The organism is Actinopolyspora xinjiangensis (assembly GCF_900104475.1).
GTDB classification, from domain to species: domain Bacteria; phylum Actinomycetota; class Actinomycetes; order Mycobacteriales; family Pseudonocardiaceae; genus Actinopolyspora; species Actinopolyspora xinjiangensis.
The window spans coordinates 172,732-197,267 of sequence record NZ_FNJR01000007.1 but is presented as its reverse complement, the minus strand read 5'-3'; the positions used below and the strand labels follow the sequence as shown (position 1 = coordinate 197,267).

Sequence of the window (24,536 nt, the reverse complement as noted above, 5' to 3'; positions counted from 1 at the left end):
CGAAACCCGCGTTTTCCCAACCCGCGGCCACCGCCAACGACGCGGGGAGACCACTCGCGAGCCCGACCACCGCGATCCACACACCCGCTCGGGCACTGCGGGGGAGCGGTATCGCGGTTCGTCCGTTTGGTTCTGTCTCGTACGGGACCGGCATCAGCGACCGGCTCCGGCGCGGTAAACGAGTGTAACGAGCGCGAAGCAGGCAGCGGCGACCAGCACCGCGATCACGACATCGGCCCACTCGGGCACCGTGCCGAACGGCAGTATCAGTTGCCGCAGTTGATTAACCCCCACGATGGGTAACACGTACGTCCACCAGGGTGCCCACCTGCCGCGAGTGGCTGTTTCGCCGATCATGACAGACCTGCTTTCTGGTACAGCTGTGTTACGAAAAGCTAATCTAGCACAGCTGTGCTAGATTGAGGGAGTGCCAGTTCGGATAGATCACGCGGAGCGTCGTTTTCTGCTTGCCCAGGCCGTCTGGCGAATCACCCTGCGCGATGGTCTGCGGGAAGCCTCCGTGCGCGGTGTGGCGCGCGAGGCGGAGCTGTCCATGGGATCGGTTCGTTACTTCTTCTCCACGCAGGACGAGCTTCGGCGTTTCGCCATGCGTGAGCTCATCGACAAGATCGGCCGACGGATCACGGCCGGTGCGGAACTCCGGATCGCGGACGCGCGTGAGGGACGGGTCGTGGACGCGCGTGAGGGACGGGTCGTGGAGGCAGCGCTGGCGCTACTGCTGGAGTTGCTTCCGCTCGACGAGGAACGACGTAACGAGGCGTGTGTTTATCAGGCGTTCGTCGCGGAGGCGGCGAATGATTCCGTCATAGCCGAGCTCCGCCAGGAAGCCGATGACGGAGTTCGTCAGCAGTGTCGCCACACCCTCGAGAGCCTGGCCGAGTTCGGTCACGTCGCCGCGAGCCGGGCGATCGATATCGAGATCGAACGGCTTCACGCACTGCTCGACGGACTCACCGCGCACCTTCTCGCCCGTCCGGCGGACACACCTTTCGCCAGGGTCGAGGAGCTGTTGCTCACCCATTTGTACGACCTGGGAAAGCCGGGGTATAGGGGTGGCCATCAATAGCCGACCGGCCTGTTCGGCGGGCAGAGATCGGCTGGAGGACCGGCTCGTTCAGGTCCGTCCAGTGGTGTTGCGGCCAGGCTGCGGCTGTGTCCAATGCCGCGATCCGGCACAACGGACGGTCAACAGACTCCGTGCTCAGGCCAGCGACTTCACCCACTCGGTGACGGTGCGCGCGTACAGCTCGGGGTCCGTGGCGTGCATCGAGTGCGGCATCTCGGGTAACGAGTGGTAGGTGACCGGCTGTCCGGCCGCCTCGATCAACTGGCGGGCCCGTTGCGCCTGCACGTCGGAGACGGCTCCGATCAACTGCCCGGTGTCCGCGTCGGTCCGGCGGAAGTGGTGGGTGAGCAGCACGGGCACCCGGACCCGGGAGAGCACCGTGGCCTGGTCGCATCCTGCGGTCATGCTGCCGGACACGAAGGCCCCGGCCCATTCCGGGTCGTACTCCCGCAGGTTCTGCGGTGGTCCGGTACCGGGTTCGGTCTCCGCCTCCTCCGCACGCGTGCCCGTCAGCCCCTCCAGCAGCAAGCGTGGCAGTTCGTCCGGCAACGCCCGCCGCAGGCCGCGCCAGTCGCCTATCGACCACTGGTCGCCGAGCCACTTGTGCCACGCCGCGAATACCGGCCCCATCCCCTGCCGGATCGACGGGCCGCAGGCTGGGTTCGTCTCCGAGGAGAACAGCGGCGGGTCCTCGTACACCGCCCCCAGGATCTGGCCGGGTTTCGCGTAGGCCGACAACCAGGCCGAGAGCACCCCACCGGAGGAATGGCCCGCCACGAACGTGGGGCGCCCGATGACGAGGTCGATGAATCGCACGAGATCGTTGCCGAGGTTGTCGAGGGTGTAGCGCCCGGGGGTCCACGTCGAACGGCCCTGTCCCCGCAGGTCCACCGCGAAGACCCGGAAGTGCTCCGCGAACAACGCGAGCACGGGTTCGTAGCCCCACCACGACTCGCTCTGCCCCGGAACCAGCAGCAGGGCGGGGGAATTCGGCTCCCCGGCGACGGCGTAGTTCATGCGGACTTCCCCGAGGTCGGCGGTCCACTCGGGGTGTTCGTGCGGTACGAAGGTCTCGGCCCGGTCCTCGGCTTCGGATACGTTCACGGTCGCTGGCTCCCGTCGAGGTGCGTGGCGTCGAGCCCGAGGGCTCCACTTTCCGGTCTCGATTTCCCGATTGTTCCGGCCAGGCGGGATCGTGGGTATCGCGAACACGGATGGTTTTCTGGTCCACGCGGGGGACGGGGCGGCACCGCCCGTCTTTCGGGAAGAGGCTCCGGTCCCATACCGCCGCGCTCGACGTCGAGGTTCTCGCCGAGGCTCCCCCGCGTGATCCCCGCCCCCGTAGACCCTCACCTCACGGCTTTCAGCGCCCCTTCGGGGTGGGGCCGCAACGCCTTGAGAAAATCTGTACTCGTGACCATAGACATCCTGCTGTTTCGTGGTTAATCTTTTGGTTGTAAGGAGCTGACAGGAGGGGTTGTCGACGAGTCGCGGTGAGTGCGCCGTCGTGGCCGCGCGGTTCGACGTGAGTTCCGAGTCGGCACGACCGGTGAGGTGGACCGCGATCCTGCTGGGAAGGCGGCTTCGTTCGCATCCGTTCGGGGCGTGTCCTTCTCGCAGGATGGATCGGCCGCTGTGCTGAGGTGGTCGAGTGAACCCTCCGAGCCCCCGGCGCACTCCGGGACGCGCCGGGGGCCTGTCCATGTGCGCGCGGAGAAGGTAGGGCGATGAGCAGTGACCCGTCGCGGTCGGTGAGCAAGTTCGACGATGAGGACTACCCCGCTTTCACGATGGGGCGTGCCGCGGAGATGGTGGGAGTCGCGCAGCCGTTCCTGCGCTCGTTGGAGGAAGCGGGACTGATCGTTCCGGAACGCTCGTCCGGGGGGCATCGTCGGTACTCGCGGCGGCAACTGCGCAAGGCGGAACGGGCGCGTCGCCTGGTGGACCAGGGCACTCCGGTGTCGGCGGCCTGCCGCATCATCAGCCTGGAGGACCAGCTCGCCGAGTACACCGACGAGAATCCCTCCGACGGTCAGGAGAAAGGCTCCTCCGCCTGAGCGCCCCGGGATCGGGACGAACGGCGTGTCAGACGAGCACCTGGTGGACGAACACGACCAGGTTCTGTGCCCCGGTCGCCAGCAGTCCCAGCGCGTGGCGGGTACCGGCGGCGGTCTGCCGGGGCGCGGTCACCAGCGCGTACGCGAAGAGGGCCGTGACCAGCCACACCGCCGTACGACGTGGGGAAACCATGGTCACTCCAGTCCGTCACGGGACAGGCCGCGCTCCTCGGAAAGGAGGAGCGGGTGCGGGGCAGCGGGTGTGACGTGATCACGACCCGACGGGGCAGCCGGCGGTCGGTTTCCGGGTGCCCCGGTTCCGGGGGGCTCGGCGGGACACCGCACGGGCTCCCGCCGGTGGTTCACTCGTTGCCGCTTTCGATGACTCGCTGGCCTCCATTGCCGCGCTCGACGTTGATCTGGCGCGGTTTCGCCTGGTCGGCCACGGGTAGCGTCACGGTCAGCACCCCGTCCGTGTAGTCGGCCGTGATGTTGTCGACGTCGAGGCCGTCGCCGAGGGAGAGCTGGCGGGAGAACGTCCCCCGGGGGCGCTCAGCGGCCACGTAGCTGACCTCGCCGTCGCCCTGCGCGTTCCTGCGGCCGGGCCGCTCGGCCCGCACTGTCAGCGTGTTGTTCTCCGCGCGCACGTCCAGCGACTCCGGATCGACCCCGGGCAGGTCGAACTCGACGATGTAGCTCTCCCCGGACCTGTAGGCGTCCATGGGCATGCTCTGCGGCGCCCTGCTGGAGCCGAACACCTCGGTGGCGAGCCGGTTCAGGTCACGAAACAGCGGGTCGAAAGCCACGGTCATGGTGTGTTCCTCCTTATCCGTGTCCAACTGTCCTGGCTGAGCCCTGTTTCGTTGTGCTCCTGCCGTGACACCTCTTATTCTGCTACGGCGAGCTTAAATTTTCAACCCTGACGATCAGCGCCTAGTTCCATTTGCGGAAGAAGACATGTGGAGGAGCGATGAGCGGTCTGCACGTGGTCCATCGCTGTGTCACCGGGTCCGATCCCCGGTGGGAGGGATACCTCGTCGGTCACGAGGCAGTGGTCACCGCGCGGTCCCTGCCGCACGTGCGGCGCGATCTGGAGCGGATTCTGGTGGACCGGTTGGCCGAATGGCCCTCCGAAGGGCTGACCGAGCACGCCGAGCACGACCTCGGCGGCGGGATGTGGGTGCGCGAGTGCCTGGACGAGCACGCGCTGCGGCGGGCGCACACCACGCGGGTCTTGCTGGACGCCCTGGCCGATCCGAGGCTGCGCGAACAGCTGGTCGCGCTGCCGGAAACACTCGCGGGCGGGGTGGTCGTGATCTCCACCGTCGGCGGGGACACCCTCGACTGGATTCGTGACCAGCACGACGGGTACGGCACGCTGGTCGTGGCCAACGCGCTGACCAACCACCGCCTGTGGTGGAACGCCCTCACCCCGCCCGGGGACGGGAGCACCACCGCCGCGCCGGGGACGGTAAGTCTGACCGACCTGGAACTGAACACCGCGGAGGGCAGCATCGACGAGTGGATCGCCGCCAGTGAGTGCGGCCGCCACATCCTCGCCGACACGCTGCCCGCAGAACCGGCAGCGGGGAGGGAGTCCGGCGGGCAGCACTGACCCGCCGAGCGCGTTCCCGCACCGGCACTGAAGCCCCGAACAGGGGAGGATGACGGATCGGGCGGTCTTCGGCGCGCCCCACGGCGGGGCGCGCCGCCCTCAGTGGATCTCGCGGTCGCGGATCAGCAGCGTCGCACCGCCGCAGAGCAGTGCGGCGTAGCCCGCGAACACCAGTGCGCTGCCCCACCAGGAGAAGCCGTAACTCCCGCCGAAGATCGCGTGCAGCTGCTGGAACGCCTGCGCGGGCACGATCGGCTCGCGCGCTCCGGCTACCTCCGAGATGAACATCGGAACGGCCAGGTTGCCCACGATCCCGTTCGAGGCGGCACCGGGCAGGTAGCTGCTCAACCAGGACAGCTCGGTCCCGGCGAGCACGACGGAGGCCAGCACGTCCACCATGAACTTGTAGAACACCAGGACCAGCACGGCCGCCACCGAGTTGTTGACCAGCGCGCCGAATCCGAAGCCCACCAGAGCCCACAGCACCGTCGCCAGTACGCCGGCCCCGCCGATGAGCAGCCACTGGTCCAGGCCGCCCACGCCGCCCGATCCGCTGCCCAGCGTTCCGCCGAGGAAACCGCCCAGGAATCCGAAGACGGCGTTGACGACGCCGTAGACCACCGCCAGCGCCAGGCAGACCACCAGTTTGGCGCTCAGCACGGAGCTTCGCGGGTTCGCGGTGAGGAAGGTGGTGGTGACGGTTCGGTGCCAGGACTCCCGTGTCATGACCAGCGCGCCGAGCAGGGCGGCGAAGATAGTGCTGTAGTTCGTAGCCAGCGACATCGCCAGCAGCCCGGTGGGTAGCGCCTGCCCGGTGATCTCCTGGATCATGTCCACTCGGCCGATCGCGGTGCCGTACCAGGCGACCAGCAGGCTCCACGGCGCCACCGGCAGCAGCAACGCCCACCACAGATTCGTGGGCAGCATCTTGCGGATCTCGGCTCTGATCAGCCCGGTCATCGGGCCTCACCCCCGTGAGTGTCGTCCCCGTCACAGGACTGTTCGTGCTCCCGCTGCCCGCCGTGCTGTTCCGGCCGCTCGGGCCGGGAACCGTAGCCGCCTCCCAGGCCCGGCGGTCCCGAGGTGGCGGCGGGGGAATCGGGTGGCGGCTGCTCCGCGCCGTGCGGCGCCCAGGGGCTCGGCGCGGGTGGTCGCGCCGGCGGTTGAGGTGGTGGTTGCGGTGGAGGTGCCTGTCGCCCCGGCGGCTGCTGGGGAGTCGGCCGGTGCCGCCACTGCTGCGGCTGTTGGGCCGAGCCGTCCGGATTCGTCACCCCCGGCGGGCCGAACGGCTGGTCGGATCCGGTGAACTGCCCCTCGGTGAGCTGGAAGAACAGCTGCTCCAGGTCGCCCGAGGACTCCTGTAACTCCTGGATCGCCACTCCGGCGCGTAACGCCAGGTCGGCCATGCCGCGGGCGTCCACCCCCGTGACGGCGAGCCTGCCGTCGTGCAGGTACTCGGCGCCGGCTCCCGTGCCTCGCAGCATCGAGGTCAGCGCCACCGGGTCCGAGACGCGGACCAGCACGCGGGAGTGCTGCGTGGCGCGCAGCTGTTCCAGACTGCCGTTGTAGACGGACTGTCCCCTGCTGACGATTACCACGTGATCCACGGTGTGCTCCATCTCGCGGAGCAGGTGGCTGGAGACCAGCACGGTGCGCCCGGTGGCCGCGTAGGCCTTCAGGAACCCCCGCAGCCAGGCGATCCCCTCCGGGTCCATCCCGTTCGCGGGTTCGTCGAGTATCAGTATCCGCGGGTCGCCCAGCAGCGCCGTGGCCAGTGCCAGCCGTTGCCGCATCCCGAGTGAGAATCCCCTGGTTTTCCGGCCCGCGGCGCTGCTCAGCCCCACCAGTTCCAATACCCGGTCGGCCTGTTCGTCCGGCAGCCCCGTCGCGGCCGTGTAGCAGCGCAGGTGGTTCCGCGCGGTGTGCCCGGGGTGGAACGACTGTGAGTCCAGTACCGCTCCCACGGTCCTGGCGGGGTGGTGGAGTCGGGCGAACGGCACGCCGTCCACGTAGGCCGCGCCGGAGGTCGGCTTCAGCAGCCCCAGGATCATGCGCAGGGTGGTGGTCTTGCCCGAACCGTTCGGTCCGAGGAAGCCGGTCACCGAGCCCGGCTCGACGGTGAAGTCGAGGTTCTGGACCGCGGTCAGTGGCCCGAAGCTTTTGTGCAGCTGTTGCACCAGGATGCGGCCGCTGCCGTCGTGCACTCGTTCCTCCAGGTCACGGGGGCGCCCGATCCTCGCGGGCCGTGCGGGCGTCACACGATCGGTGAAATCTGGTCCAGCCGACGATCGTTGGACGCTGCACCAATCCTGCCTCATGTGCGGCAGGAGTCGCTCCGGTGCCCGCGAGGATTCGGTGTGGCGACTCGCACGTCCCCTCGGCATCGGTGGCGTTGAGCCCCGTGAATCCCGGTGAACACCGCTGCTCGGACCGGGTGGCTACTCCAGTGGGAACGCGCAGAGCGTCCCGGGGAGGAACGGAAAGGGGCCCGGTCAGCCGCTGCGGGGAGTTATCCCGGCGCGGTGGATCCGGCTGTGGTCGGTCTCCAAGTGGCCCCCGACGGGAGGTACGGCGGGCAGCTCCTCGGTGCCTCGGGTCTCCAGCTCGCTCACCGGGTCCGAGAGCGCGAACTCGCCGGTGTCCCAGTCGCCGGGGCCACGAGCGCCGCCGGAGACGACGGCCGTGGCGGCTATCGGGATCTTCGGAGACGAGGAGGAGCGCTGTCGCCCGAAGGGGTTGCGGGGAGTCCGTTCCCGCAACCGCGCCAGCTTGGAGCGGTTCGCACTGCCGACCGGATCGGGATCGTCGCCGATGAGCTGGGAGTGCGCGGTGATCCACACCTCGCACGGCCAGCGGCGTGCGCGCAGTTTGCCGGGGCACACCCGGCACCGCCCGTTCTCGTCCGGACCGTGTTCCTCCAGCAGGGCGCGCAGGCCCTCCGTCAGCCGGTGCAGCTCGGAGCGGGCCATTGGCAGCACCGCCTCCGCCGGGCCCTCGTCGGCCAGGCGTTCCAGCTGGTCGAGCTGCCGTTGCAGGGACTCGTGGTCGGCATCGGCCGTGATGCCCTCGTAACCGTCCGAGCTCTCCCCGGCGCTCGGTGGCGGTTGTTCACTCCCTGCTTCGTTCAGATCGCCACCCAGCGTCGTCGTGGGGTGATGCGGACGGGTGAGCCGACGGGCTTCGGTCTCCATGCGGATCCTCCGGCGAACTGCTCGTTTCGTGGGGCCGATCGGGGCGGCACCGCACCTGCCGGAGCTATCGACATTCACCCGTAAGGGCTTCAGGTTTGTGTAATTTCTTCATTCTTTCGTGTGAAGTCGCGGCATGATCGGTGGCTCGATGCGAAGAAAATCTCGTGAACACCCGCCCTCGGGGCTTCGGTAACCGGGTGTCGGTGTTCTATACTGAAGGTCGGCGGCCAGCTCCCGGTGACCCCCAGGCTGGTTGAGCAGGCCGCCTTGAACGAAACGGGGCCTCTCTCTCGAGAGGCCCCGTTTCTGTTTCCGTGCCCGCCGGTTCCGCCGCGCCGGTGCCTTCCGGGCGGTGCCCCGATCAGCCGAGTACGCTCGCCACGCTGTCGTGGTCCAGCCCGTGCGCGGCGGCGACCGGCTCGTTGACGAGTGTGCCGTCGTGGGTGTTCAACCCCGCCGCCAGCGCCTCGTCCTCGCGGCAGGCCTGCCGCCAGCCCCGCTCGGCGATCCGCAGCGCGTAGGGCAGCGTCACGTTGGTCAGGGCGTGCGTCGAGGTGTTCGGTACCGCCCCCGGCATGTTGGCCACGCAGTAGAACACCGAGTCGTGCACCCGGTAGGTGGGGTCGTCGTGCGTGGTCGGCCGCGAGTCCGCGAAGCAGCCGCCCTGGTCGATGGCGATGTCCACCAGCACGCTGCCCGGCTTGAGCCGCGACACGAGCTCGTTGGAGACCAGTTTCGGGGCCTTGGCGCCGGGGATCAGCACCGCACCGATGATGAGGTCAGCCGCTCGCACCGCCTGCTCCACGCTGTAGCGGTTCGAGGTGACCGTGCGGATGCGCCCCTCGAAGTCCCGGTCGATCTCACGCAGCTTGTCCACGTTGGTGTCCAGCAGTTCGACGTCGGCCCCCATACCGAGCGCCACCCGTGCGGCGTTCAGGCCGGCGACGCCACCGCCGATCACCACCACCCGGGCCGGGTGCACACCGGGAACCCCGCCGGGCAGCATCCCGCGCCCGCCGCTCGGCCGCATCAGCGAGTAGGCCCCGACCTGCGGGGCCAACCTGCCCGCCACCTCGCTCATCGGGGCCAGCAGCGGCAGCGAGCCGTCGGCGCTCTGCACCGTCTCGTAGGCGATACCGGTGACCCCGGAGTCCAGCAGCGCGCCGGTGAGCCCGGCCGAGGCGGCCAGGTGCAGATAGGTGAACAGCACCTGGTCCCGCCGCAGCCGCGGGTACTCCTCCTCGATCGGCTCCTTGACCTTGAGCACCAGTTCGCCCTCGGCCCAGACCTCGTCCGCGCCGGGCAGGACCTTGGCTCCGGCCGCGAGGAACTCCTCGTCGGGTATGGACGAGCCCGCGCCCGCGTTCGCCTCCACGAACACCTCGTGCCCCCTGCCGACGAACTCGTGCACCCCCGCTGGTGTGAGCGCGACGCGGTATTCGTTGTTCTTGATCTCGCGGGGTACGGCGATCTTCACTGCTCTTCCCTTCCGAGGACTGGTCTTGCCTTCCGTTCGGGTGATCACCGAACCGGTGGTGGTTGTCGGAGGTGTTCTCCGTACCGCGCCGTCCGCCGGGCATCAGTCCGCCGGGCATCCGGTGATCGGGAGCCGGGGATCAGCGCTGTCGCGCACCACGATGCGCCGTCACCGGTTCGACCGCATCATTCCCGCACAATGAGATTCCACGGGTGCTGTTGTGCTCTCGGCACAACACGGCTTCCGTACCGTTGGTCCGCGCTCTCGTGCCAGCATGCGCAGCGGTCGGCGCGCGGTGTGCTCCAGAGCGGGGCCGGCGGCACCCCCCTGGCTCGAACGGGGGCGGTGAACTCACCCGTGCGGATTCCACCGCTCGGCCAGCAACTGCACCAGCAGCGCCGACCGCACGTCCGCGTCGTCGAGATCAGCCCCGAGCAGCGCGCTGACCCGCTTCATCCGGTACCGGAAGGTGTTCGGATGCACGTTCAGCTCCCCGCTCGCCGCGCGGGGGTCTCCGGGGTGACGGAGCCAGGAGTGCAGCGTGCGCAGGTACTCGGTCCCCTGGGAGCGGTCGTTGTCGCGGAGTCGGGCCAGCGGGCCGAGCGCGTCCACCCCGGCGTCACTCGCGGCACCCGCCATCCGGGTCAGCACCAGGGTGTGCCAGAGCTGTTCGTGCACGGCTATCTCGCGTTCGACCATGCCCGTCCGCAGCAGCGCCAGCACCTCGTCCGCCCTGCCGCGCGATACCGGCAGCTCCGCGAGCGGAGCCGCCGTGCCCACCGCCACCAGCGGGCGCGGGTCGGCCGCGTCCATCTCACGGATGTGGCCCAGCAGCGCTTCCCGCAGCGCGGGCCACCCACCCGTGCCGGAGCGGTCCGGGACCACCGCGTACAGCACCCCACCGACCTCGGCCACCATCGGCCCCCGGCCGATGCCCCGCGTGATCCACTCCCACATCGCGAGCCGATGCCCCTCGTCGGTGCCGTCGCTGGCGCGGACGTCGATCGCCACCACCCGGTGCGGCTCCGCCCCGACCGCCAACTCGTTGGCCGCCGCGCGCCACCCTTCCGAGCCCTCCAGCAGCGAGCGCACCAACCGAGCCGAGCGCTGCCGCTCCGAGTCGGTGATCACCCGCCAGCGAAGCAGCTGCAGTGCCACCAGCGCGGCGGTCTCGGCGAACGCCGAGGCCCGCTGCTCGGAGACCTCGTCGGTGACCACCGCCCACATCGAGCCGAGCAGCTCACCACCCATCCGGATGGGGACCACCAGCCTGGGCAGGGTGCCGTCCGGCTGCTCCGGGACGTAGATCGCGGAACCTCCCCGGCTCAGCTGTCGGAACGTGCCCCGCGCCCGGAACTTCGCCAGTACGTCGTCCGGCTGCCTGCGACCCATGATCGTGGATACCCGAGCGGGATCGGTCACGTCCTGCCGGGCCGAGTAGGCCAGCACCTGCGAGTGCGCGTCCTCGATGGTCACGGGAGCGTCGACGACCTCCGCCACCGCGTCGGCCACCCGGAACAGGTCGCCGAGACCGGCCGACCCCACCTGCTGCTGGGAACCTCCCGCCGGACCCGTGTCGGTTCCGGCCAGCGCGCTCCGCAGCAACCACACCAACTGCGCCCACGCCGTGCCCCGCCGCACCTCGACCAGCGCGAGCCCGGCGTCCGCCGCGGCGGCGACCACGGAATCCTCGCAGGACACCGGTGGTTTCAGCAGCACGGCCGTGGCCTCCCGGGCCCCGCATTCACGCACCAGCTCAAGGGCGCTCGCCCGACTCGCCACCCCCACCCCGAGGACCACGTCGGCGGTTCCGATCTCGCCGAGGTCCTCGGTCTCGGCGATGACCACGTCGCCGACACCCCCCGCCTTCTCCGGCACCACCACCGGACGCAGCAGTGTGGGGCCGACCCGCTCGACCAGGCCCCGTATGTCGACCATCACCGCTCCCGGGATCGTTCACCACGGATGGAGATCCCCGTTCTGCCTTCTCGACGGGGGTGTTCGGCACGAGCGCGCGACCGGATCCTGTCACCGGGTCCAGTCGCGGCCACGACAGTGATCGTGCGCACAGCGCGCGTGAGTCGGCCCTCCGTTCGCCGGTGGTGTTCGCCGCTTCGCGGCATCCGGGGTTGGACACGCCCACCCGCCGGGTTATCGTTGCCGAACACAGCGACAATCGCATACCGGCCCGTGACACCGGGCGGGAGAGTCCCGTGGGTGAGCACCGTACGCACGGTGTCACCGAACGGGCGCCGAAGGAGCAAACCTCCCCGCAAACTCTCAGGCATCCGTACCGTCCGGTCGAGGCAACTCTGGAAAGCGCCGCCGTGCGCACCCACGGTGCAAACCGCGACGACGCGGTGAAACTCTCAGGTTCCGCAACAGAGGGGGAGGCCACCAAGTACGCGGACTCCGGTGTTCGCGGCGCACCGCCCGAGCGGGTGGCAGCGCCACACGCGAGAATGCTCGTGATCGACGGCCCGGCCGGCCGTCGGATGCCGGTGTCCAAACGACAGCAATGGAGCCTCCCCATGAGCCTGCCCACCGATCTCAAGTACACCGAAGAGCACGAGTGGCTCGCCGAGCGCGGCGATGTCGTGCGCGTCGGCGTGACCCCCTACGCGGCCAACGCGCTCGGCGACATCGTCTACGTGGACCTGCCCGAGGTGGGCAAGCAGATCACCGCGGGCGAGGCCTGCGGCGAGCTGGAGTCCACCAAGTCGGTCAGCGACCTCTACGCTCCCGCCACCGGCGAGGTCGTGGCGGTCAACGAGGCGGTCGTCGACGACCCCTCCCAGATCAACGACGATCCGTTCGGTGAGGGCTGGCTGCTGGAGCTGCGGGTCAGCGAGTACGGCAAGCTGCTGGACGCCGAGCAGTACGCCGAGCTCACGGGTGAGTGACTCCGACCGGAGCTGACTGAGACCCCGCCACGACGAGGTGGCGGGGTCCGCGAACCACGTACGAACCAAGAAGAGACGATCAATGGCGATCAGTGTCTTCGATCTTTTCTCGGTGGGGATCGGCCCCTCCAGCTCGCACACCGTCGGACCCATGCGTGCGGCCGCGCGGTTCGTCGCGCGACTGCGTGACGAGGACCTGCTGTCCCGCGCCGTCGGGGTCAGGGCCGAGCTGTTCGGCTCGCTCGGCGCGACCGGGCACGGTCACGGCAGTCCCAAGGCGGTGCTGCTCGGCCTGGAGGGCCACCTACCGGAATCGGTCGATCCGCTCGCGGTTTCCGGCAGGGTCGACGAGATCCGCTCGACCGGCCGGTTGCTGCTCGGCGGCACCCAGGAAATCGGTTTCGACTTCGACGAGGATCTCGTGCTGTACCGGCGCGAGACGCTACCGGCGCACCCCAACGGCATGCGGTTCACCGCCTTCGACGACGCGGGCGAGCGGCTGTGCGGCGCGGTGTACTACTCCGTCGGCGGCGGTTTCGTCGTCGACGAGGAGGCCGCGGGCACCGACCGCATCAAACACGACACCACCGAACTGCCCCATCGGTTCCGAACCGGGGCGGAGCTGCTGGAGCACTGCGCCAGGACCGGCTGTTCGGTCAGCGAGCTCATGCTCGCCAACGAACTGGCCTGGCGCGACGAACGGCGGGTGCACGACGAACTGCTGTCGATCTGGCACGTCATGCGCGAGTGCGTGCACAACGGCTGCAACAGCGGTGGCTCCCTGCCCGGCGGACTGCGGGTCGAGCGACGCGCGGCGGAGCTGCGCGCCAAACTGAGCGACACCGATGACCCTATGGAGTGGGTGACGGTCTACGCCCTCGCGGTGAACGAGGAGAACGCCGCTGGCGGGCGAGTGGTGACCGCACCGACCAACGGCGCCGCCGGGATCGTTCCCGCCGTGCTGCACTACTACATGCGGTTCCTGCCGGGAGCGAACGGGGACGGAGTGGTGCGGTTCCTGCTCGCCGCCGGTGCCGTCGGCGTGCTGTTCAAGGAGAACGCCTCCATCTCGGGTGCCGAGGTGGGATGCCAGGGCGAAGTGGGATCGGCGTGCTCCATGGCGGCGGCGGGGCTGGCCGAAGTGCTCGGTGGTACTCCGGCGCAGGTGGAGAACGCCGCCGAGATCGCCATGGAGCACAACCTCGGTCTGACCTGCGATCCCATCGGCGGGTTGGTGCAGATCCCCTGTATCGAGCGCAACGCCGTGGCCTCGGTCAAGGCGATCACCGCCGCGAGGATGGCGCTGCGCGGCAACGGCAGTCACTTCGTATCGCTGGACAAGGTCATCAAGACCATGCGGGCCACCGGCGAGGACATGAAGGACAAGTACAAGGAGACCGCCCGGGGCGGGCTCGCCGTGAACGTCATCGAGTGTTGAGGGCATTCTCTCGCCGCGGCACCCGTAGCTGGTCGCTTGGCGGAACCTCCGGCGGCGCCTCGCTGCGGGTGCCCCGACATCGGGTAGGTGCTACACAACGTCGGGGCCGGGCCGCCTCACCCCCGCGGGTCACTGCTCACCAGCGGTCCAACGTGGCTGGGCGCCGCCTCACGCGCGGGCTGCGCGACCACCGCGCCAGCCCGATCGGACCAGCGACGCGGCGAGAGCCGTGCGGGAGGTTCCGCCGAGCGAGTCCTCCGAGGACAGGACGACGGCTCCGCGGTCAGAAGTTGAAGATCTTGCCGGTGTGCGCGCTCATCTCGCACTCGTTGGAGAACGTCTCGCGGTGTTCGACGGGCTGGTTCCGCCAGGTCCCGGTGGCGTGCACGGTCACCGGTCGGTACACCAACGGGCACATCGGGTCCCGATCCGCGCGGAGCGCGCCGAACTCGCCGCCGGCCTTCACCAACCGTTCGCACGCGGCCTCCGCCTTCGGGTGGGTGCCACCCGCCGGTCCGCAGCGCAGGATCGCCGAGCGCGCACGCTCCGCGCGGTCGCCCGGTACGACCCGCAGGCTGAGCACGCTGACTCCCCGGTCGGTTCCGTCCGCCGTCGTCGGGGCGGCGGCCGACGCTTCTTCGACGCCCCCGTGCGATACGGCGGGCACGAGCGAGACCGCGGCGACCGCCGTGGCGGTGAGCAGGGTACGACCGAGCGCTCCGGAAAAGCTCATGGTGTGTTTCCTCGCGTACGGGTAGGGGATTGACACCCGGAATGCTTACCCGTTGGAAGCGGGCCTACGCCGCATTCGAGCGGTAATCTCACCGGATCGGGTTTCCCCCGATCCGGGAAGTCGGCTATCGGGTGGCGGCCGACCGGCGCGGTTCCGTCGGACCTCCTCGGTCGATCCGTTCGAGGTGTCCGCCTCCTGCCGGGCCCCTTCGGGGCCTCCGCTCGGCCAGGACCCCACGGCCGAGCGAAGGTCCTCGGTCAGACATGATTGCGGATGACCTCGTTGACGGCACGCTGGAAACCGTTGACCAGCACCTGGATCGTCAGGGGGCGTAGCTGGTCCGCCGCCGTCCTGACCCTTTCCCGCTCGGATTCCGGGCGTCCCCGCTCCACGTAGGGACGCAGCACGTTGGCCGCGAACAGTTCGCGAAGCTCGCCTGCCATCTGCGAGGTGTGCTGCTCCACGATGTGCTTGGCCTGCAACAGCATTTCGGAGGGCAGCTGGAGCTCGGTGATCTGCAACCCGACGTTGAGCATCGACGCGCTGGTCAGCCGCAGTCGTTCTCGCCCGCTGTCGTCGGTGATCCGTTCCAGGATGCCCAGCGTCAGCAGTTGCTCGGTCTCCTCGTCGGAGAGCGCGCGCCCGGCCCGGCGGTCCAGCTCCGCCCGGTCGATCTCCTCGGCCTGGTCACTCGTCCAGGGGGCCAGCAGCGCGCGTTGCAGTGCCAGCTCCTCGGGGGGAGCGTCCTCGGGAATCCGCTCCAGGTGTCCCTCGATGGCGGTCAGCGTGAACCCGAGGTTCTGCAGTTCCCTGATCAGGTCCAGCCGCGCCAGGTGGTCCGCCCCGTACAGCCCGACGCGGCCGCGCAGTCGGGGTGGCGGCAGCAGGCCGCGTGACGCGTAGAAGCGCACCGTGCGCACGGTCACGCCCGCCCTGGAGGCCAGCTCGTCGATCGTGAGCTCTTCGTCGACTGTTCGGAGCATGCCCCGCAGGATACTACTTGACCAATGTGACACCAGAAATGTAACACTAGCTCCGTCGAAATAGGGGTGGTCGCGATCACCCGTGTGCGGAACGAGGGAGCGTGCCGAGGTGGCGCAGTCGGCTGAGCGAGTGGGCGGATCCGGCCCGCTGGACGGAGTTCGGGTCGTCGAAGTGGCCGGGCTCGGACCCGCGCCGTTCTGCGCCATGCTGCTGGCAGACCTGGGAGCCGACGTGGTGCGGGTCGACCGTCCCGGGGCAGGGGGTGGCGAGGACCTGCTCAACCGGGGCAAGCGATCCGTCCAGCTCGACCTCAAGCACGAGCGCGGCCCCGAGGCGCTGCTGGCGCTGGCCGGACGCGCCGACGTCCTGCTGGAGGGATTCCGCCCCGGCGTCGCGGAGCGGCTCGGCATAGGGCCCGATCCCTGCTTCGAGCACAATCCCGACCTCGTCTACGGACGCATGACCGGCTGGGGCCAGGACGGCCCGCTGGCGCGGAGCGCGGGGCACGACATCGACTACATCGCGCTCAGCGGCGTGCTGAACGCGATCGGCGACGCGGACGGCCCGCCTCGGCCACCGGTGAACCTGCTCGGGGACTTCGGCGGCGGCGCGATGTACCTGGCAGTGGGGGTGCTGGCGGCCCTGCTGCGAGCTCGTGCCGGAGGAGGAGGGCAAGTGGTCGACGCCTCCATCGTGGACGGATCGGCCCATCTGGCCACCATGCTCCACGGCATGCTCGCCACCGGAGGTTGGAGCACCGAGCGCGGTACCAACCTGCTCGACGGCGGAGCACCGTTCTACGACGTCTACGCCACCTCCGACGGGCGGTACATGGCGGTCGGCGCGCTCGAACCGCAGTTCTACGAGCGGCTGCTGGAAGGCCTGGGGCTGTCCGGTGAACTGCCCGACCGTGACGACCCCGCCAACTGGTCCGAGATCCGCGAACGGTTCACCGAGACCTTCGCGAGCGGGACCGCACGGCACTGGACCGAGGTCTTCGAGGGCTCCGACGCCTGCGTGACCCAGGTGCTGTCGATGACCGAGGCCGCCGCGCACCCGCACGTGCGGGCCAGGAACACCCTCGTCGAGTCCGGTGGAGTGGTGCAGCCCGCCGCCGCTCCCCGGTTCTCCCACACTCCCGCGCCGCCGCCGGGCGGCGTCGCCGAGCCGGGAGCGCACAGCGGTCGGGTACTGCGGGACTGGCGGGTCGCCGACCGCGAAGACCTGATCTCCTCCGGTGCCGTGCACGGAGAGCTCGGCGACCACTCCTGACCCGCCGCGACGACCGAGGCCGGCGGGACCGAGACCGTCCGGTTCCCCCAAGCACACCGAAAGGAACGTGAGTCGAATGCGCAGGGAACTCTTCGAGGAGGAACACGAGGCGTTCCGCGAGACGTGCCGGTCCTTCATCACCAAAGAGCTGGTGCCGCATCAGGAGGAGTGGGAAGCGGCCGGGGTGGTCAGCAAGGACGCCTGGCTCAAGGCGGGGGCGCAGGGACTGCTCGGCACCGCCGTGGAGGAGCGGTTCGGCGGTGGCGGCGTCGACGACTTCCGGTTCAACGTCGTCCTCGACGAGGAGCTGATCGCGGCCGGCGTCACCGGGTTCGGCGCGCCGGTGCACAACGACATCAACGTGCCCTACCTGACCAAGCTGGCCACCGAGGAGCAGAAGAGGCGCTGGCTGCCCGGCTTCTGCACCGGGGAGACCGTGACGGCCATCGCGATGACCGAGCCCGAGGCGGGAAGCGACCTGCAGGGTATCCGCACCACGGCCCTTCGCGACGGCGACGAGTACGTGATCAACGGGCAGAAGACCTTCATCAGCAACGGCATCAACGCGGACCTGGTGATAGTGGTCGCCCGCACCGACCCCGACGCGGGGCACGAGGGGATCAGCCTCCTCGTCGTCGAGAGCGACCGGGACGGCTTCCAGCGCGGCCGGAATCTTGAGAAGATCGGCCAGAAGTCCCAGGACACCGCCGAGCTGTTCTTCAACGACGTGCGCGTTCCCGCCGCGAACCTGTTGGGCGAGGAGGGGCAGGGCTTCATCTACCTGATGCAGAACCTGCCGCAGGAGCGGCTGTCCATCGCCGCGGCCTCGGCGGCCGGGGCGGCCAAGGCCCTGGAGATGACCAAGGAGTACTGCCGGGAGCGCACCGCCTTCGGCAGGCCCATCGGCAAGTTCCAGAACACCCGGTTCGAACTCGCCGAGATGGCGACCGAAGTGGAGGTCGGACAGGTCTTCGTCGATCGCTGCGTGCGCGAACACCTCAAGGGCGAACTCAGCATCGACAACGCCGCCATGGCCAAGTGGTGGGTCACCGAGATGAACAAGCGCGTGGTCGACAGGTGCCTGCAGCTGCACGGTGGCTACGGCTACATGCTCGAGTACCCCATCGCGAAGGCCTTCCTCGACACCCGGGTGCAGACCATCTACGGCGGTACCACCGAGATCATGAAGGAGATCGTGGGAAGGTACCTGGACATCTGAGAGGCTGTAACCGGGCCGGCGGCTCCGTACTCCCGTTCCGCGCGGGCGCGGAGCCCGTAGGCCGGTAAACCGCCCAGTGACCCAGGCACCGACGGAGGTTCGGCCATGGACTGGATCGTCGCCCCGGACGCGGCCGAGTGGCAGCTGGCCGACACGTTGCCCTCGGCACTGGGAGCGATGGGAACCGCGGGGTTCACCGACCGGATCGGACTTCCCGAGTGCTCCTCCGCCGCGGTGCTGCTGGTCGACGGGCTCGGCTGGCGGCTGTTGCGCGAGCACGCCGCCGACGCCCCGACACTGAGCGAGCTGGACACCGCCAGGCCGGGTACGGCCGGTTTCCCCACCACCACCGCGACCAGCATCGCTTCGCTGGGAACCGGCTGCTGCTCCGGGGAGCACGGCGTGGTCGGCTACTCCTTCGCCGAGCCGGGTGGAGCACTGCTGCGGCCGCTGTCGTGGACCAGGCGGGACGGATCCGGTCAGGACACGAGTATGCTCGCCGCGTGGCCTCCCGAAACGGTGCAGCCGAACCGGACCGTGCCGCAGCGTGCGGTGGCCGCCGGGGTGGACACCCGGTTGGTCGTGCCCGCCGAGTTCGAGGGGACCGGGCTGACCAGGGCGGCGCTGCGGGGCGGCGACGTCCGGGGGGTCCACGCCCTCGGGGATCTGGCCTCCCAGCTGCTCGCGGCGATGGCGGAGCCAGCTCCCGTGCTGTGCTACGGCTACCACGGCCAGCTGGACATGCTGGGCCACGTGCACGGGCCGGGTTCGCCGCCGTGGCGGATGCAGCTGCGCCAGGTGGACCGGCTGGTGGAATCGGTCGCGGAGCGGCTGCCCGCCGGTAGTCAGCTGCTCGTGGTGGCCGATCACGGCATGGTTCCCTCCGATCCCGGCCGTGCGCCGGATGTCGACACCGACGAAGAACTCGCCCGGGGGGTCCGGCTGGTGGGGGGCGAGGTGCGCGTGCGGCACGTCTACACCGAACCGGGTGCCACGCCGGACGTGCTGGACACCTGGCGGGAGAAGCTCGGCTCCGACGCGGTGGTGGTCACGGCGGAGGAGGCCGTCGAGGCAGGCTGGTTCGGCGCGGTGATATCCGAGGGAGTTCGTGCCAGGATCGGTGACGTGATCGCCCTGGCACGCCACAATGGAGTGATCCGCTCGTCGGCCGAGCCTAACGCCGCCGCGCTGTTGGGACAGCACGGTTCGCTGACCGCCGACGAGCAGTACGTCCCACTGCTGTTGGCGCGAGGTTGATGCCGATGTCACGTCCCGGGCGCACGCGCGGACTCGATCCGCTGGGCAAGTACGCGAGGCTGCGGTTGATCCAGCGGTTGGACCCGGAGCGCGAACACACGCTGATCTATCGCATATCGGCGGGACTGGAGTTCCCCTGGGACTACACGCGCGCGCTGGAGCTGGCGCTGTTCCGCACCTTCTGCGTGCCCAGTATCTCCGAACTGCTGCGGCAGACCGGCGAGTTCGGGTGCAGGGCACAGAAGCGCTACGACGACACCTCGATACTGATGGAGGAGATGGGCAGGCACGGTTACGACTCGCAGCGGGGGAAGCAGGCGCTGCGCATGGTGAACCGGATGCACGGCCGCTACGACATCAGCAACGACGACATGCTCTACGTGCTGTCCACGTTCATCTACGAACCGATCAGGTGGATCGACGCCTACGGTTGGCGCCCGTTGAGCGACCACGAGCGAACGGCGGCGTACTGGCACTACCACCAGATCGGGCTGCGGATGGGCATACGCGGGATTCCGGGCTACGAGGAGTTCGACCGGTTCAACCGCGACTACGAGGCCGAGCACTTCAGGTACGCCGAGAGCAACCGCGAGGTCGGTCACGACAACCTGGCGATGGTCTGCGCGTGGTTCCCGAAACCGCTGCACGGGCTGGTCCGCCGTGGTTTCATCGCCGGGTTGGAGCCCGCGATGCGCACGGCGTTCGGATTTCCCGAACCGAGGCGGTGGGAGACGCGGGCCGTGACCGCGGCGCTGCGGCTGCACGGGATGGCCGAGCGCCTGTTGCCCGCGCGCCAGGTCAGCAGGCTCGGACGGGGCAGGAAGCTGAGCTATCCGGGCTATCCGAACGGCTACCGGCTCGGAGACCTCGGCGCGCTGCCGGACCGGTGAGCCACGACCGTCCGGTGAGCCGCGCGAGGGTGGTCGAGTCGCCGCGCCGCTTCGCGGTAGCCGGGCGAGCCCCGAGTGGGGAGCGATGGGAGGTTCCCCGCTCGGGGGAGGCATCGTGGCCGGATCGGAGTTCTACCAGATCGCGAACAGGTTGATCGGCATGATGATCAGGTAGACGAACCCGGCCAGCAGCATGACCACCTTCAGCGCGCCCTTGGCGAGGTTGGCCACGATGCTGTCGGAGGGTCCGGAGACTTCGCCCGCGTTCAGGTAGGCGATCAGAAACAGCAGGTCGAACGCCCAACCGGCCACGAGCGCGGTGTTGAGCACCGGGCTCCAGGTGTCACCACTCGCTCCGTAGTTCAGGTCCAGCTCCGTTATCGTGGCGGCCAGCGCGACGCAGACCACGAAGAGGGCGCCGGTGACGACGCAGAACGGTGCCGACCTGTCCTTGCGCCGCTTCGGCTCGTTCGTCTTGACCTTTACCATGGAACTCCTTCGCGTAGGTGAGTCCGGCCGTGGGGTCTTTTTCAGCGAAGCAGCTCGTTGAGTTTCCGAGCGTGTTTGTCGGCGTGTCCGGTCTCGATCATCACGTTGGATCCGTCGGAAAAATCGAACCGGAGGAATTCTCGGCGGGGTATCGATCTTCCCCGGTATGAGGATCCGAAGCTTCGGATCGTGTTCAGTGTGATCTCGTAGAACGAGATCATCTTACCTGTTCCGTTCCGGTGTGACAGCTCGCTCGCGGTTTCCCGGGCGTGCCGAGCCATTCGTCGCGCCTTGCCGAGAATTCCTGACGAACCCGGTTCGACGCTTTGCTCCGCTGTGGCGATCAGGCTCGCATCGAGCACCAGCGCCAGCCGTTCGTTGGTAGCAAGTATTTCCGGGTGGCCGTGCGAGGCAGCCAAGTGGTCGGCGAAACGGATCGACTCGTCGTCGGGGCGTTCCGCGGTGGCCCAGCAGTGAATCGCGGGGTCATCGGCCCATTCGTCGGTCAGGAACCTTCGATCGGTTACCACCCTGGAGGGAAGCCGCCACTCGGATGAGTCTCCTTTGACCGTCTCGGTGTCCCCGAGCGGGGTATGAGGAGCCCGCAACAGGTCGCCCACGAAAGAGGCAGCATGTGCTTCAGGAGCGGGTTTCTGCCAGATGATCTCCTCTCCGGGGCTCAACCAGCTCGCGGCGAGGGACTCGTATCTCCTCACCATATCGTCTATCTCTTTTTGCGAGTCCTTGTCCAGCGACATGTCAGGATTTTCCTCGAGCCATTTCGAACATCTGCTCGGCGGCAGGTTCGGGTTTGTGGAAATCGAAACCGGAGCCGTCGAACAGTGTCGTCCGAAAGCACTTTCGCGGCTCAGATTCGTGTGCTTTCCCCGGAGTCCTGTCGACGATCGCCATGTCAGTGATGTTCGAAACCGGTAATTCGAGGAAGCTGGAGAGGCCGTCCGGTTCCGATCGACGTCCCGACGTTCCTTCCGATTTCCGCATGTTCTCGCCGACCCGGGCGAGAGCACCGCGCACCGTGCCGGAAGCGCTCGAATCCCGGGAGCTCCCGTTCTCCGGTACCAGGATCGCCAGTCGTCGCGAGGTGAGGATCCAGTCGCCGGCCAGTTTGTCGAGGTCGAGCTTGTCGCTTCCCATCAGTCGTGCCAGCTCGTGCTGCGACAGCAGGCGCGCCGCCTCGCTGTCCGGGCCCGGTCCGAACACGGTGACATCGGGGAGATCGGGAACCGACTCGTTCCGCCGCTCGTCGCCGCCGCCCATCCAGTCACCACTCGCGACCGATATCCCTACTTCCAACGCGACACCACCAGCGTTGCCCGCCGCTCGTTTGATCCCTTGGCCGAGTCGTTTGCCCCAACCGGGCAGTGGGCTGCCCGTGGAGTCGAGTCCCGCCACGTCGTAACGGATCGACTGCTGCGCGAAGACCCAGCGGATCGCTTCGTCTGGGTGGCACCAGGTGGCGCGTGCCTCCAGCGATCTGGGCAGTGGGGAGTCCAAACCCATCCGTTCTCCTCAGTCGAAGCCGCGTTCCTGGGCGGCCTGCCGCTGTTCGTCGCTGCGTTCGGTGGTCTCGTCGTAACCCTGTTTGATGCCCTGTTCGACACCTTCGTTGACCACAGCCGAGGTTCCTTGGTGGAGGATCGCGTCCTGCCAACGTGCCTCGCCGTTCAGACCCACCGTGTTCAGACCAGCTTGCGCCAGGTTAGCTGCCACGGCTCGTTCTTCTCGGGCCTTCTCCAGCTCAGGATGCAGATCACCGCTCCACGACGTCTTCGGGTTTCCGTTGCGATCCGTTTGAGCTATCACGGTTCCCTCGTCGTCCAGGGAAGCCTGTTTGGCGAATCGGTTTCCGGTCGTTGAGGGGATGTTCGCTTCGTCGAGCCTACGTTGGGCGGCTGCCACGTCCGCAGCTGTTTTCTCGCCGCGCGCCGCGGCTTCCCTCGTTTCCTCCAAGGCTCGTTCAGCCTTGCGGATCTCCGTGGTGTCGCCGTGTGTCAGGATCTTGCCCACCGGCTTGGAATCGATCTTGCGAGAGACCCACTGCTCGATCTTGTTCCCGTTGCGCAAGTCGTCCATGTTGTCGACGACCTTTCGCAACGGCCCCTTGCGCAGACTCTGCAGCAGGTCCTCGAGCTTGGTGACGATGGGCTTGAGCTTGTGCAGCAGGTTGGCGACCTTGCTGCCCAGCCGGGTGCCGGTGATGGCCACTTGTGCGGTGGTCATTCCCGAGGCCGCGCCCACCGACGCACCGGCGGTGATCCAGGAGGCGGCCAGCGCGGCCAACCACTCGACGATCAGTCCGATCACCAGTTCCTGGATGATGTCGATGCACATCTCCACGAACGCGTCGAACAGGTCCGCCGCCAGGTCCAGGGCCTCCTTCAGCCCCCGGACGTCGGTGGCCATGGCCTTGGCGCCCGACACGAACTCGTCCATCTGCTTGCGGAAGGCGTCGGCGGCCTGTCCTTCCCAGACGGGTTCGGTCGCCCGCGCGCGCTCGCCCTCGTGCTCGGCGAGCCGGTCCACCCAGTCCGCCACCTCGGCCCAACCCTTGCCGGTACTGCGCATCTGCGCCGGATCGCCCACGGCCGGTTCCAGGATCAGCTCCACCAGTGGGCTGATCACGATCGAGATGAGAAAGCCCAGCCCGTTGTCGACGAACGCCTGCCCGGGGCTGGTCAGCGCGTTGAGCTGCTCGGAGCGCATGTTGACCGTGGCGATGGCGACGCTCGGCGGGTCACTGGCCCGCGCCAGGCTCTGCGACGCCGAGGCCCAGGAGCTGCCGTAGTTCGCGATCTGCTCCATCTCGGTGCGGGCCTGGTCGGCGCCCGCGCTGTTCACCTCGGACAAGCCGCCCGGCCCGGAGCCGTCCGCGCGCATGGCGCTCAGGTCGAGCTTGGCGATCTTGTCGGCCTCCGACCCGTCGGTATCGGTGTAGTTCTGGGCGCACTCGCCGACGGCCTTGCCGGTTTTCTCCATGAATCGCCCGGCCTTCGTGGCCGTGTTCTGGCATTCCTCCAGCGAGTTGAAGTAGCTGAACGCGAGGAATTCGCCCAGCGGCCCGAAGCAGTCGTCGCTGACCCTGGCCTGCTCCAGCAGCGAGGACAATTGCTCCAGATGTTCCGCCACCCGCTGTGAACCGTCTCGGTAGGCGTAGAGCGCCTCGGTTTGGACTCCCAGTTTCGTGGACATCGGCACATCACCTCAGAAAGGAACCGTCGGAGAAGTCGTCGTCCTCGTCCTCCCAGTCCGGGCGGCCGCCACCCGCGCCGGAGGAACCGCGCGCCGCGTTCGTCGAGTCGGTGGACGCGGTGCCTGCCCCGCTTTCCGGTGTCCCGCCGCCCGGCTCCGGGGTGACCGGCTGGGCGCCGTGCGAGTTGAACGCCTGCTTGAACTGCTCGGCCCTGTCACCCAGTAGCGGCTGCACGGTCTCGTCCATCCGCGCGGCTGCGTCCTGGGTGGCCTGCCGGATGGTGTCCAGCAGGGATCGTTGCAGCGCGGTGTGGGACTGCCGCACGGCCCCCGACTCGAGGCGCAGGTCCAGCACCGCTCCCGAGGGAGCCACCGTGACCTCGACCGTGCCGTCCTCGCTGCGTGCCGTGCCACGCAGCTCGCTCATCCTCTCCTTGACCTCGGCGGCCTTGGCGGCCTGCTGTTCGAAGTCGGACATCATCCGCTGGATGCGTTCCGATACGTCCACGATGTTCCCCCGAGAGATCGACTTCGCCTGTGACGGACCCTACCGCGCCGGCGCGGAACTCGGTGGGTTGTTCGCGAAATCGGGGCTCTCCCGGTTGCGCGTACACTCGCGATGTGGTCTCGAACACACCCGGTTGATCTGTTGTGGTCGGTGTCCGCGCGGTCCTATGGTCCGCGTCACGCGGTTGCCAGGTGCGTTCCGTATCC

General features: G+C 68.6%; 25 protein-coding genes and 1 riboswitch. Of the genes, 9 read left to right on the top strand and 16 right to left on the bottom strand.

All coding sequences use genetic code 11. The features are described from left to right. Nucleotides 1-153: 153 nt before the first annotated feature. Nucleotides 154-357 carry a hypothetical protein gene (locus BLQ75_RS12635; protein ID WP_092601869.1) on the bottom strand — a complete coding sequence of 68 codons (204 nt, stop codon included), beginning with the start codon at nucleotides 355-357 and terminating at the stop codon, nucleotides 154-156. 70 nt (nucleotides 358-427) lie between these two features. Between BLQ75_RS12635 and BLQ75_RS12630 the strand changes: the two genes are divergently transcribed. Continuing rightward, the gene (locus BLQ75_RS12630; RefSeq protein WP_139182968.1) at nucleotides 428-1,087 is read left to right on the top strand and encodes a TetR/AcrR family transcriptional regulator; all 660 of its coding nucleotides are present in this window, start codon (nucleotides 428-430) and stop codon (nucleotides 1,085-1,087) included. A 135-nt stretch (nucleotides 1,088-1,222) separates the two neighbouring features. On the opposite strand, the gene BLQ75_RS12625 is transcribed toward BLQ75_RS12630, so the two are convergent. Further along, nucleotides 1,223-2,191: an alpha/beta fold hydrolase gene (locus BLQ75_RS12625; protein ID WP_211481338.1), complete on the bottom strand. Its 969-nt coding sequence runs from the start codon at nucleotides 2,189-2,191 to the stop codon at nucleotides 1,223-1,225. Between the two features lie 623 nt (nucleotides 2,192-2,814). Between BLQ75_RS12625 and BLQ75_RS12620 the strand changes: the two genes are divergently transcribed. Beyond that, nucleotides 2,815-3,144 carry a helix-turn-helix domain-containing protein gene (locus tag BLQ75_RS12620; protein ID WP_092601865.1) on the top strand — a complete coding sequence of 110 codons (330 nt, stop codon included), beginning with the start codon at nucleotides 2,815-2,817 and terminating at the stop codon, nucleotides 3,142-3,144. 28 nt (nucleotides 3,145-3,172) lie between these two features. On the opposite strand, the gene BLQ75_RS23450 is transcribed toward BLQ75_RS12620, so the two are convergent. Then, nucleotides 3,173-3,337, bottom strand: a complete 165-nt coding sequence (locus BLQ75_RS23450) for a hypothetical protein (RefSeq protein ID WP_170837456.1) — start codon at nucleotides 3,335-3,337, stop codon at nucleotides 3,173-3,175. A 169-nt stretch (nucleotides 3,338-3,506) separates the two neighbouring features. After that, nucleotides 3,507-3,956: an Hsp20/alpha crystallin family protein gene (locus BLQ75_RS12615; protein ID WP_092602051.1), complete on the bottom strand. Its 450-nt coding sequence runs from the start codon at nucleotides 3,954-3,956 to the stop codon at nucleotides 3,507-3,509. Between the two features lie 158 nt (nucleotides 3,957-4,114). Between BLQ75_RS12615 and BLQ75_RS12610 the strand changes: the two genes are divergently transcribed. Next, nucleotides 4,115-4,759 carry a hypothetical protein gene (locus BLQ75_RS12610; RefSeq protein WP_092601863.1) on the top strand — a complete coding sequence of 215 codons (645 nt, stop codon included), beginning with the start codon at nucleotides 4,115-4,117 and terminating at the stop codon, nucleotides 4,757-4,759. 99 nt (nucleotides 4,760-4,858) lie between these two features. Here BLQ75_RS12610 and BLQ75_RS12605 read toward each other — a convergent pair whose 3' ends face one another. The 5 genes from BLQ75_RS12605 to BLQ75_RS12585 form a co-directional block, all read right to left on the bottom strand. Continuing rightward, nucleotides 4,859-5,719: an ABC transporter permease gene (locus tag BLQ75_RS12605; RefSeq protein ID WP_092601861.1), complete on the bottom strand. Its 861-nt coding sequence runs from the start codon at nucleotides 5,717-5,719 to the stop codon at nucleotides 4,859-4,861. Continuing rightward, entirely contained in the window at nucleotides 5,716-6,963 is a 1,248-nt protein-coding gene (locus BLQ75_RS12600) for an ABC transporter ATP-binding protein (RefSeq protein WP_092601859.1), read from the bottom strand. Before BLQ75_RS12600 ends, BLQ75_RS12605 begins: the two co-directional genes overlap by 4 nt. Before the next feature lie 288 nt (nucleotides 6,964-7,251). Next, nucleotides 7,252-7,950, bottom strand: a complete 699-nt coding sequence (locus tag BLQ75_RS12595; protein WP_211481337.1) for a hypothetical protein — start codon at nucleotides 7,948-7,950, stop codon at nucleotides 7,252-7,254. Between the two features lie 361 nt (nucleotides 7,951-8,311). Further along, nucleotides 8,312-9,427 carry an alanine dehydrogenase gene (gene ald, locus BLQ75_RS12590; protein ID WP_092601857.1) on the bottom strand — a complete coding sequence of 372 codons (1,116 nt, stop codon included), beginning with the start codon at nucleotides 9,425-9,427 and terminating at the stop codon, nucleotides 8,312-8,314. A gap of 351 nt (nucleotides 9,428-9,778) precedes the next feature. After that, on the bottom strand, nucleotides 9,779-11,365 hold the full coding sequence (locus BLQ75_RS12585; RefSeq protein ID WP_092601855.1) for a PucR family transcriptional regulator: 1,587 nt from the start codon (nucleotides 11,363-11,365) through the stop codon (nucleotides 9,779-9,781). A gap of 253 nt (nucleotides 11,366-11,618) precedes the next feature. Next, nucleotides 11,619-11,733, top strand: a riboswitch (glycine riboswitch). Nucleotides 11,734-11,958: 225 nt separating this feature from the next. On the opposite strand from BLQ75_RS12585, the gene gcvH reads away from it, so the two are divergent. Both gcvH and BLQ75_RS12575 read left to right on the top strand, forming a co-directional pair. Continuing rightward, on the top strand, nucleotides 11,959-12,330 hold the full coding sequence (gene gcvH / locus BLQ75_RS12580; RefSeq protein WP_092602047.1) for a glycine cleavage system protein GcvH: 372 nt from the start codon (nucleotides 11,959-11,961) through the stop codon (nucleotides 12,328-12,330). 82 nt (nucleotides 12,331-12,412) lie between these two features. Continuing rightward, a complete protein-coding gene (locus BLQ75_RS12575) occupies nucleotides 12,413-13,768 on the top strand; it encodes an L-serine ammonia-lyase (RefSeq protein ID WP_092601853.1) in 1,356 nt (451 codons plus the stop codon). Nucleotides 13,769-14,051: 283 nt separating this feature from the next. Here the strand turns inward: BLQ75_RS12575 and BLQ75_RS12570 are convergent, their stop codons facing one another. Next, a complete protein-coding gene (locus BLQ75_RS12570; RefSeq protein WP_092601851.1) occupies nucleotides 14,052-14,501 on the bottom strand; it encodes an SSI family serine proteinase inhibitor in 450 nt (149 codons plus the stop codon). A gap of 257 nt (nucleotides 14,502-14,758) precedes the next feature. After that, nucleotides 14,759-15,484, bottom strand: a complete 726-nt coding sequence (locus BLQ75_RS12565; protein WP_092601849.1) for a MerR family transcriptional regulator — start codon at nucleotides 15,482-15,484, stop codon at nucleotides 14,759-14,761. A 109-nt stretch (nucleotides 15,485-15,593) separates the two neighbouring features. Between BLQ75_RS12565 and BLQ75_RS12560 the strand changes: the two genes are divergently transcribed. The 4 genes from BLQ75_RS12560 to BLQ75_RS12545 all read left to right on the top strand — a co-directional run bounded on the left by BLQ75_RS12560 (nucleotide 15,594) and on the right by BLQ75_RS12545 (nucleotide 20,123). Next, entirely contained in the window at nucleotides 15,594-16,757 is a 1,164-nt protein-coding gene (locus BLQ75_RS12560; protein WP_244515483.1) for a CaiB/BaiF CoA transferase family protein, read from the top strand. A gap of 76 nt (nucleotides 16,758-16,833) precedes the next feature. After that, a complete protein-coding gene (locus tag BLQ75_RS12555; RefSeq protein ID WP_092601847.1) occupies nucleotides 16,834-17,976 on the top strand; it encodes an acyl-CoA dehydrogenase family protein in 1,143 nt (380 codons plus the stop codon). Between the two features lie 105 nt (nucleotides 17,977-18,081). After that, a complete protein-coding gene (locus BLQ75_RS12550; protein WP_092601845.1) occupies nucleotides 18,082-19,233 on the top strand; it encodes an alkaline phosphatase family protein in 1,152 nt (383 codons plus the stop codon). A gap of 5 nt (nucleotides 19,234-19,238) precedes the next feature. Then, on the top strand, nucleotides 19,239-20,123 hold the full coding sequence (locus tag BLQ75_RS12545; protein ID WP_092602043.1) for an oxygenase MpaB family protein: 885 nt from the start codon (nucleotides 19,239-19,241) through the stop codon (nucleotides 20,121-20,123). 132 nt (nucleotides 20,124-20,255) lie between these two features. On the opposite strand, the gene BLQ75_RS12540 is transcribed toward BLQ75_RS12545, so the two are convergent. From BLQ75_RS12540 to BLQ75_RS12520, 5 genes are read right to left on the bottom strand one after another with little or no spacing between them, the layout of a single operon-like run. Beyond that, nucleotides 20,256-20,612: a hypothetical protein gene (locus BLQ75_RS12540; protein WP_092601843.1), complete on the bottom strand. Its 357-nt coding sequence runs from the start codon at nucleotides 20,610-20,612 to the stop codon at nucleotides 20,256-20,258. A gap of 41 nt (nucleotides 20,613-20,653) precedes the next feature. Next, nucleotides 20,654-21,370, bottom strand: a complete 717-nt coding sequence (locus BLQ75_RS12535; protein WP_092601841.1) for a hypothetical protein — start codon at nucleotides 21,368-21,370, stop codon at nucleotides 20,654-20,656. 1 nt (nucleotide 21,371) lies between these two features. Then, nucleotides 21,372-22,133, bottom strand: a complete 762-nt coding sequence (locus BLQ75_RS12530) for a hypothetical protein (RefSeq protein WP_092601839.1) — start codon at nucleotides 22,131-22,133, stop codon at nucleotides 21,372-21,374. A gap of 9 nt (nucleotides 22,134-22,142) precedes the next feature. Then, nucleotides 22,143-23,822 carry a WXG100 family type VII secretion target gene (locus BLQ75_RS12525; protein WP_211481336.1) on the bottom strand — a complete coding sequence of 560 codons (1,680 nt, stop codon included), beginning with the start codon at nucleotides 23,820-23,822 and terminating at the stop codon, nucleotides 22,143-22,145. A 7-nt stretch (nucleotides 23,823-23,829) separates the two neighbouring features. Further along, on the bottom strand, nucleotides 23,830-24,330 hold the full coding sequence (locus BLQ75_RS12520) for a YbaB/EbfC family nucleoid-associated protein (RefSeq protein ID WP_211481335.1): 501 nt from the start codon (nucleotides 24,328-24,330) through the stop codon (nucleotides 23,830-23,832). Between the last annotated feature and the right edge of the window lie 206 nt (nucleotides 24,331-24,536).

Bases quoted from the DNA above. Each gene is read 5' to 3' on its own strand.
- BLQ75_RS12610 (WP_092601863.1), top strand. From the start codon at position 4,115: ATGAGCGGTCTGCACGTGGTCCATCGCTGTGTCACCGGGTCCGATCCC.
- BLQ75_RS12620 (WP_092601865.1), top strand. From the start codon at position 2,815: ATGAGCAGTGACCCGTCGCGGTCGGTGAGCAAGTTCGACGATGAGGAC.
- BLQ75_RS12635 (WP_092601869.1), bottom strand. From the start codon at position 357: ATGATCGGCGAAACAGCCACTCGCGGCAGGTGGGCACCCTGGTGGACG.
- BLQ75_RS12535 (WP_092601841.1), bottom strand. From the start codon at position 21,370: ATGTCGCTGGACAAGGACTCGCAAAAAGAGATAGACGATATGGTGAGG.
- BLQ75_RS12545 (WP_092602043.1), top strand. From the start codon at position 19,239: ATGTCACGTCCCGGGCGCACGCGCGGACTCGATCCGCTGGGCAAGTAC.
- BLQ75_RS12565 (WP_092601849.1), bottom strand. From the start codon at position 15,484: ATGCTCCGAACAGTCGACGAAGAGCTCACGATCGACGAGCTGGCCTCC.
- BLQ75_RS12530 (WP_092601839.1), bottom strand. From the start codon at position 22,133: ATGGGTTTGGACTCCCCACTGCCCAGATCGCTGGAGGCACGCGCCACC.
- BLQ75_RS12605 (WP_092601861.1), bottom strand. From the start codon at position 5,719: ATGACCGGGCTGATCAGAGCCGAGATCCGCAAGATGCTGCCCACGAAT.
- BLQ75_RS12595 (WP_211481337.1), bottom strand. From the start codon at position 7,950: ATGGAGACCGAAGCCCGTCGGCTCACCCGTCCGCATCACCCCACGACG.
- BLQ75_RS12585 (WP_092601855.1), bottom strand. From the start codon at position 11,365: ATGGTCGACATACGGGGCCTGGTCGAGCGGGTCGGCCCCACACTGCTG.
- BLQ75_RS12540 (WP_092601843.1), bottom strand. From the start codon at position 20,612: ATGGTAAAGGTCAAGACGAACGAGCCGAAGCGGCGCAAGGACAGGTCG.
- BLQ75_RS12575 (WP_092601853.1), top strand. From the start codon at position 12,413: ATGGCGATCAGTGTCTTCGATCTTTTCTCGGTGGGGATCGGCCCCTCC.
- BLQ75_RS12570 (WP_092601851.1), bottom strand. From the start codon at position 14,501: ATGAGCTTTTCCGGAGCGCTCGGTCGTACCCTGCTCACCGCCACGGCG.
- BLQ75_RS23450 (WP_170837456.1), bottom strand. From the start codon at position 3,337: ATGGTTTCCCCACGTCGTACGGCGGTGTGGCTGGTCACGGCCCTCTTC.
- BLQ75_RS12550 (WP_092601845.1), top strand. From the start codon at position 18,082: ATGGACTGGATCGTCGCCCCGGACGCGGCCGAGTGGCAGCTGGCCGAC.
- gcvH (WP_092602047.1), top strand. From the start codon at position 11,959: ATGAGCCTGCCCACCGATCTCAAGTACACCGAAGAGCACGAGTGGCTC.
- BLQ75_RS12615 (WP_092602051.1), bottom strand. From the start codon at position 3,956: ATGACCGTGGCTTTCGACCCGCTGTTTCGTGACCTGAACCGGCTCGCC.
- BLQ75_RS12555 (WP_092601847.1), top strand. From the start codon at position 16,834: ATGCGCAGGGAACTCTTCGAGGAGGAACACGAGGCGTTCCGCGAGACG.
- BLQ75_RS12525 (WP_211481336.1), bottom strand. From the start codon at position 23,822: ATGTCCACGAAACTGGGAGTCCAAACCGAGGCGCTCTACGCCTACCGA.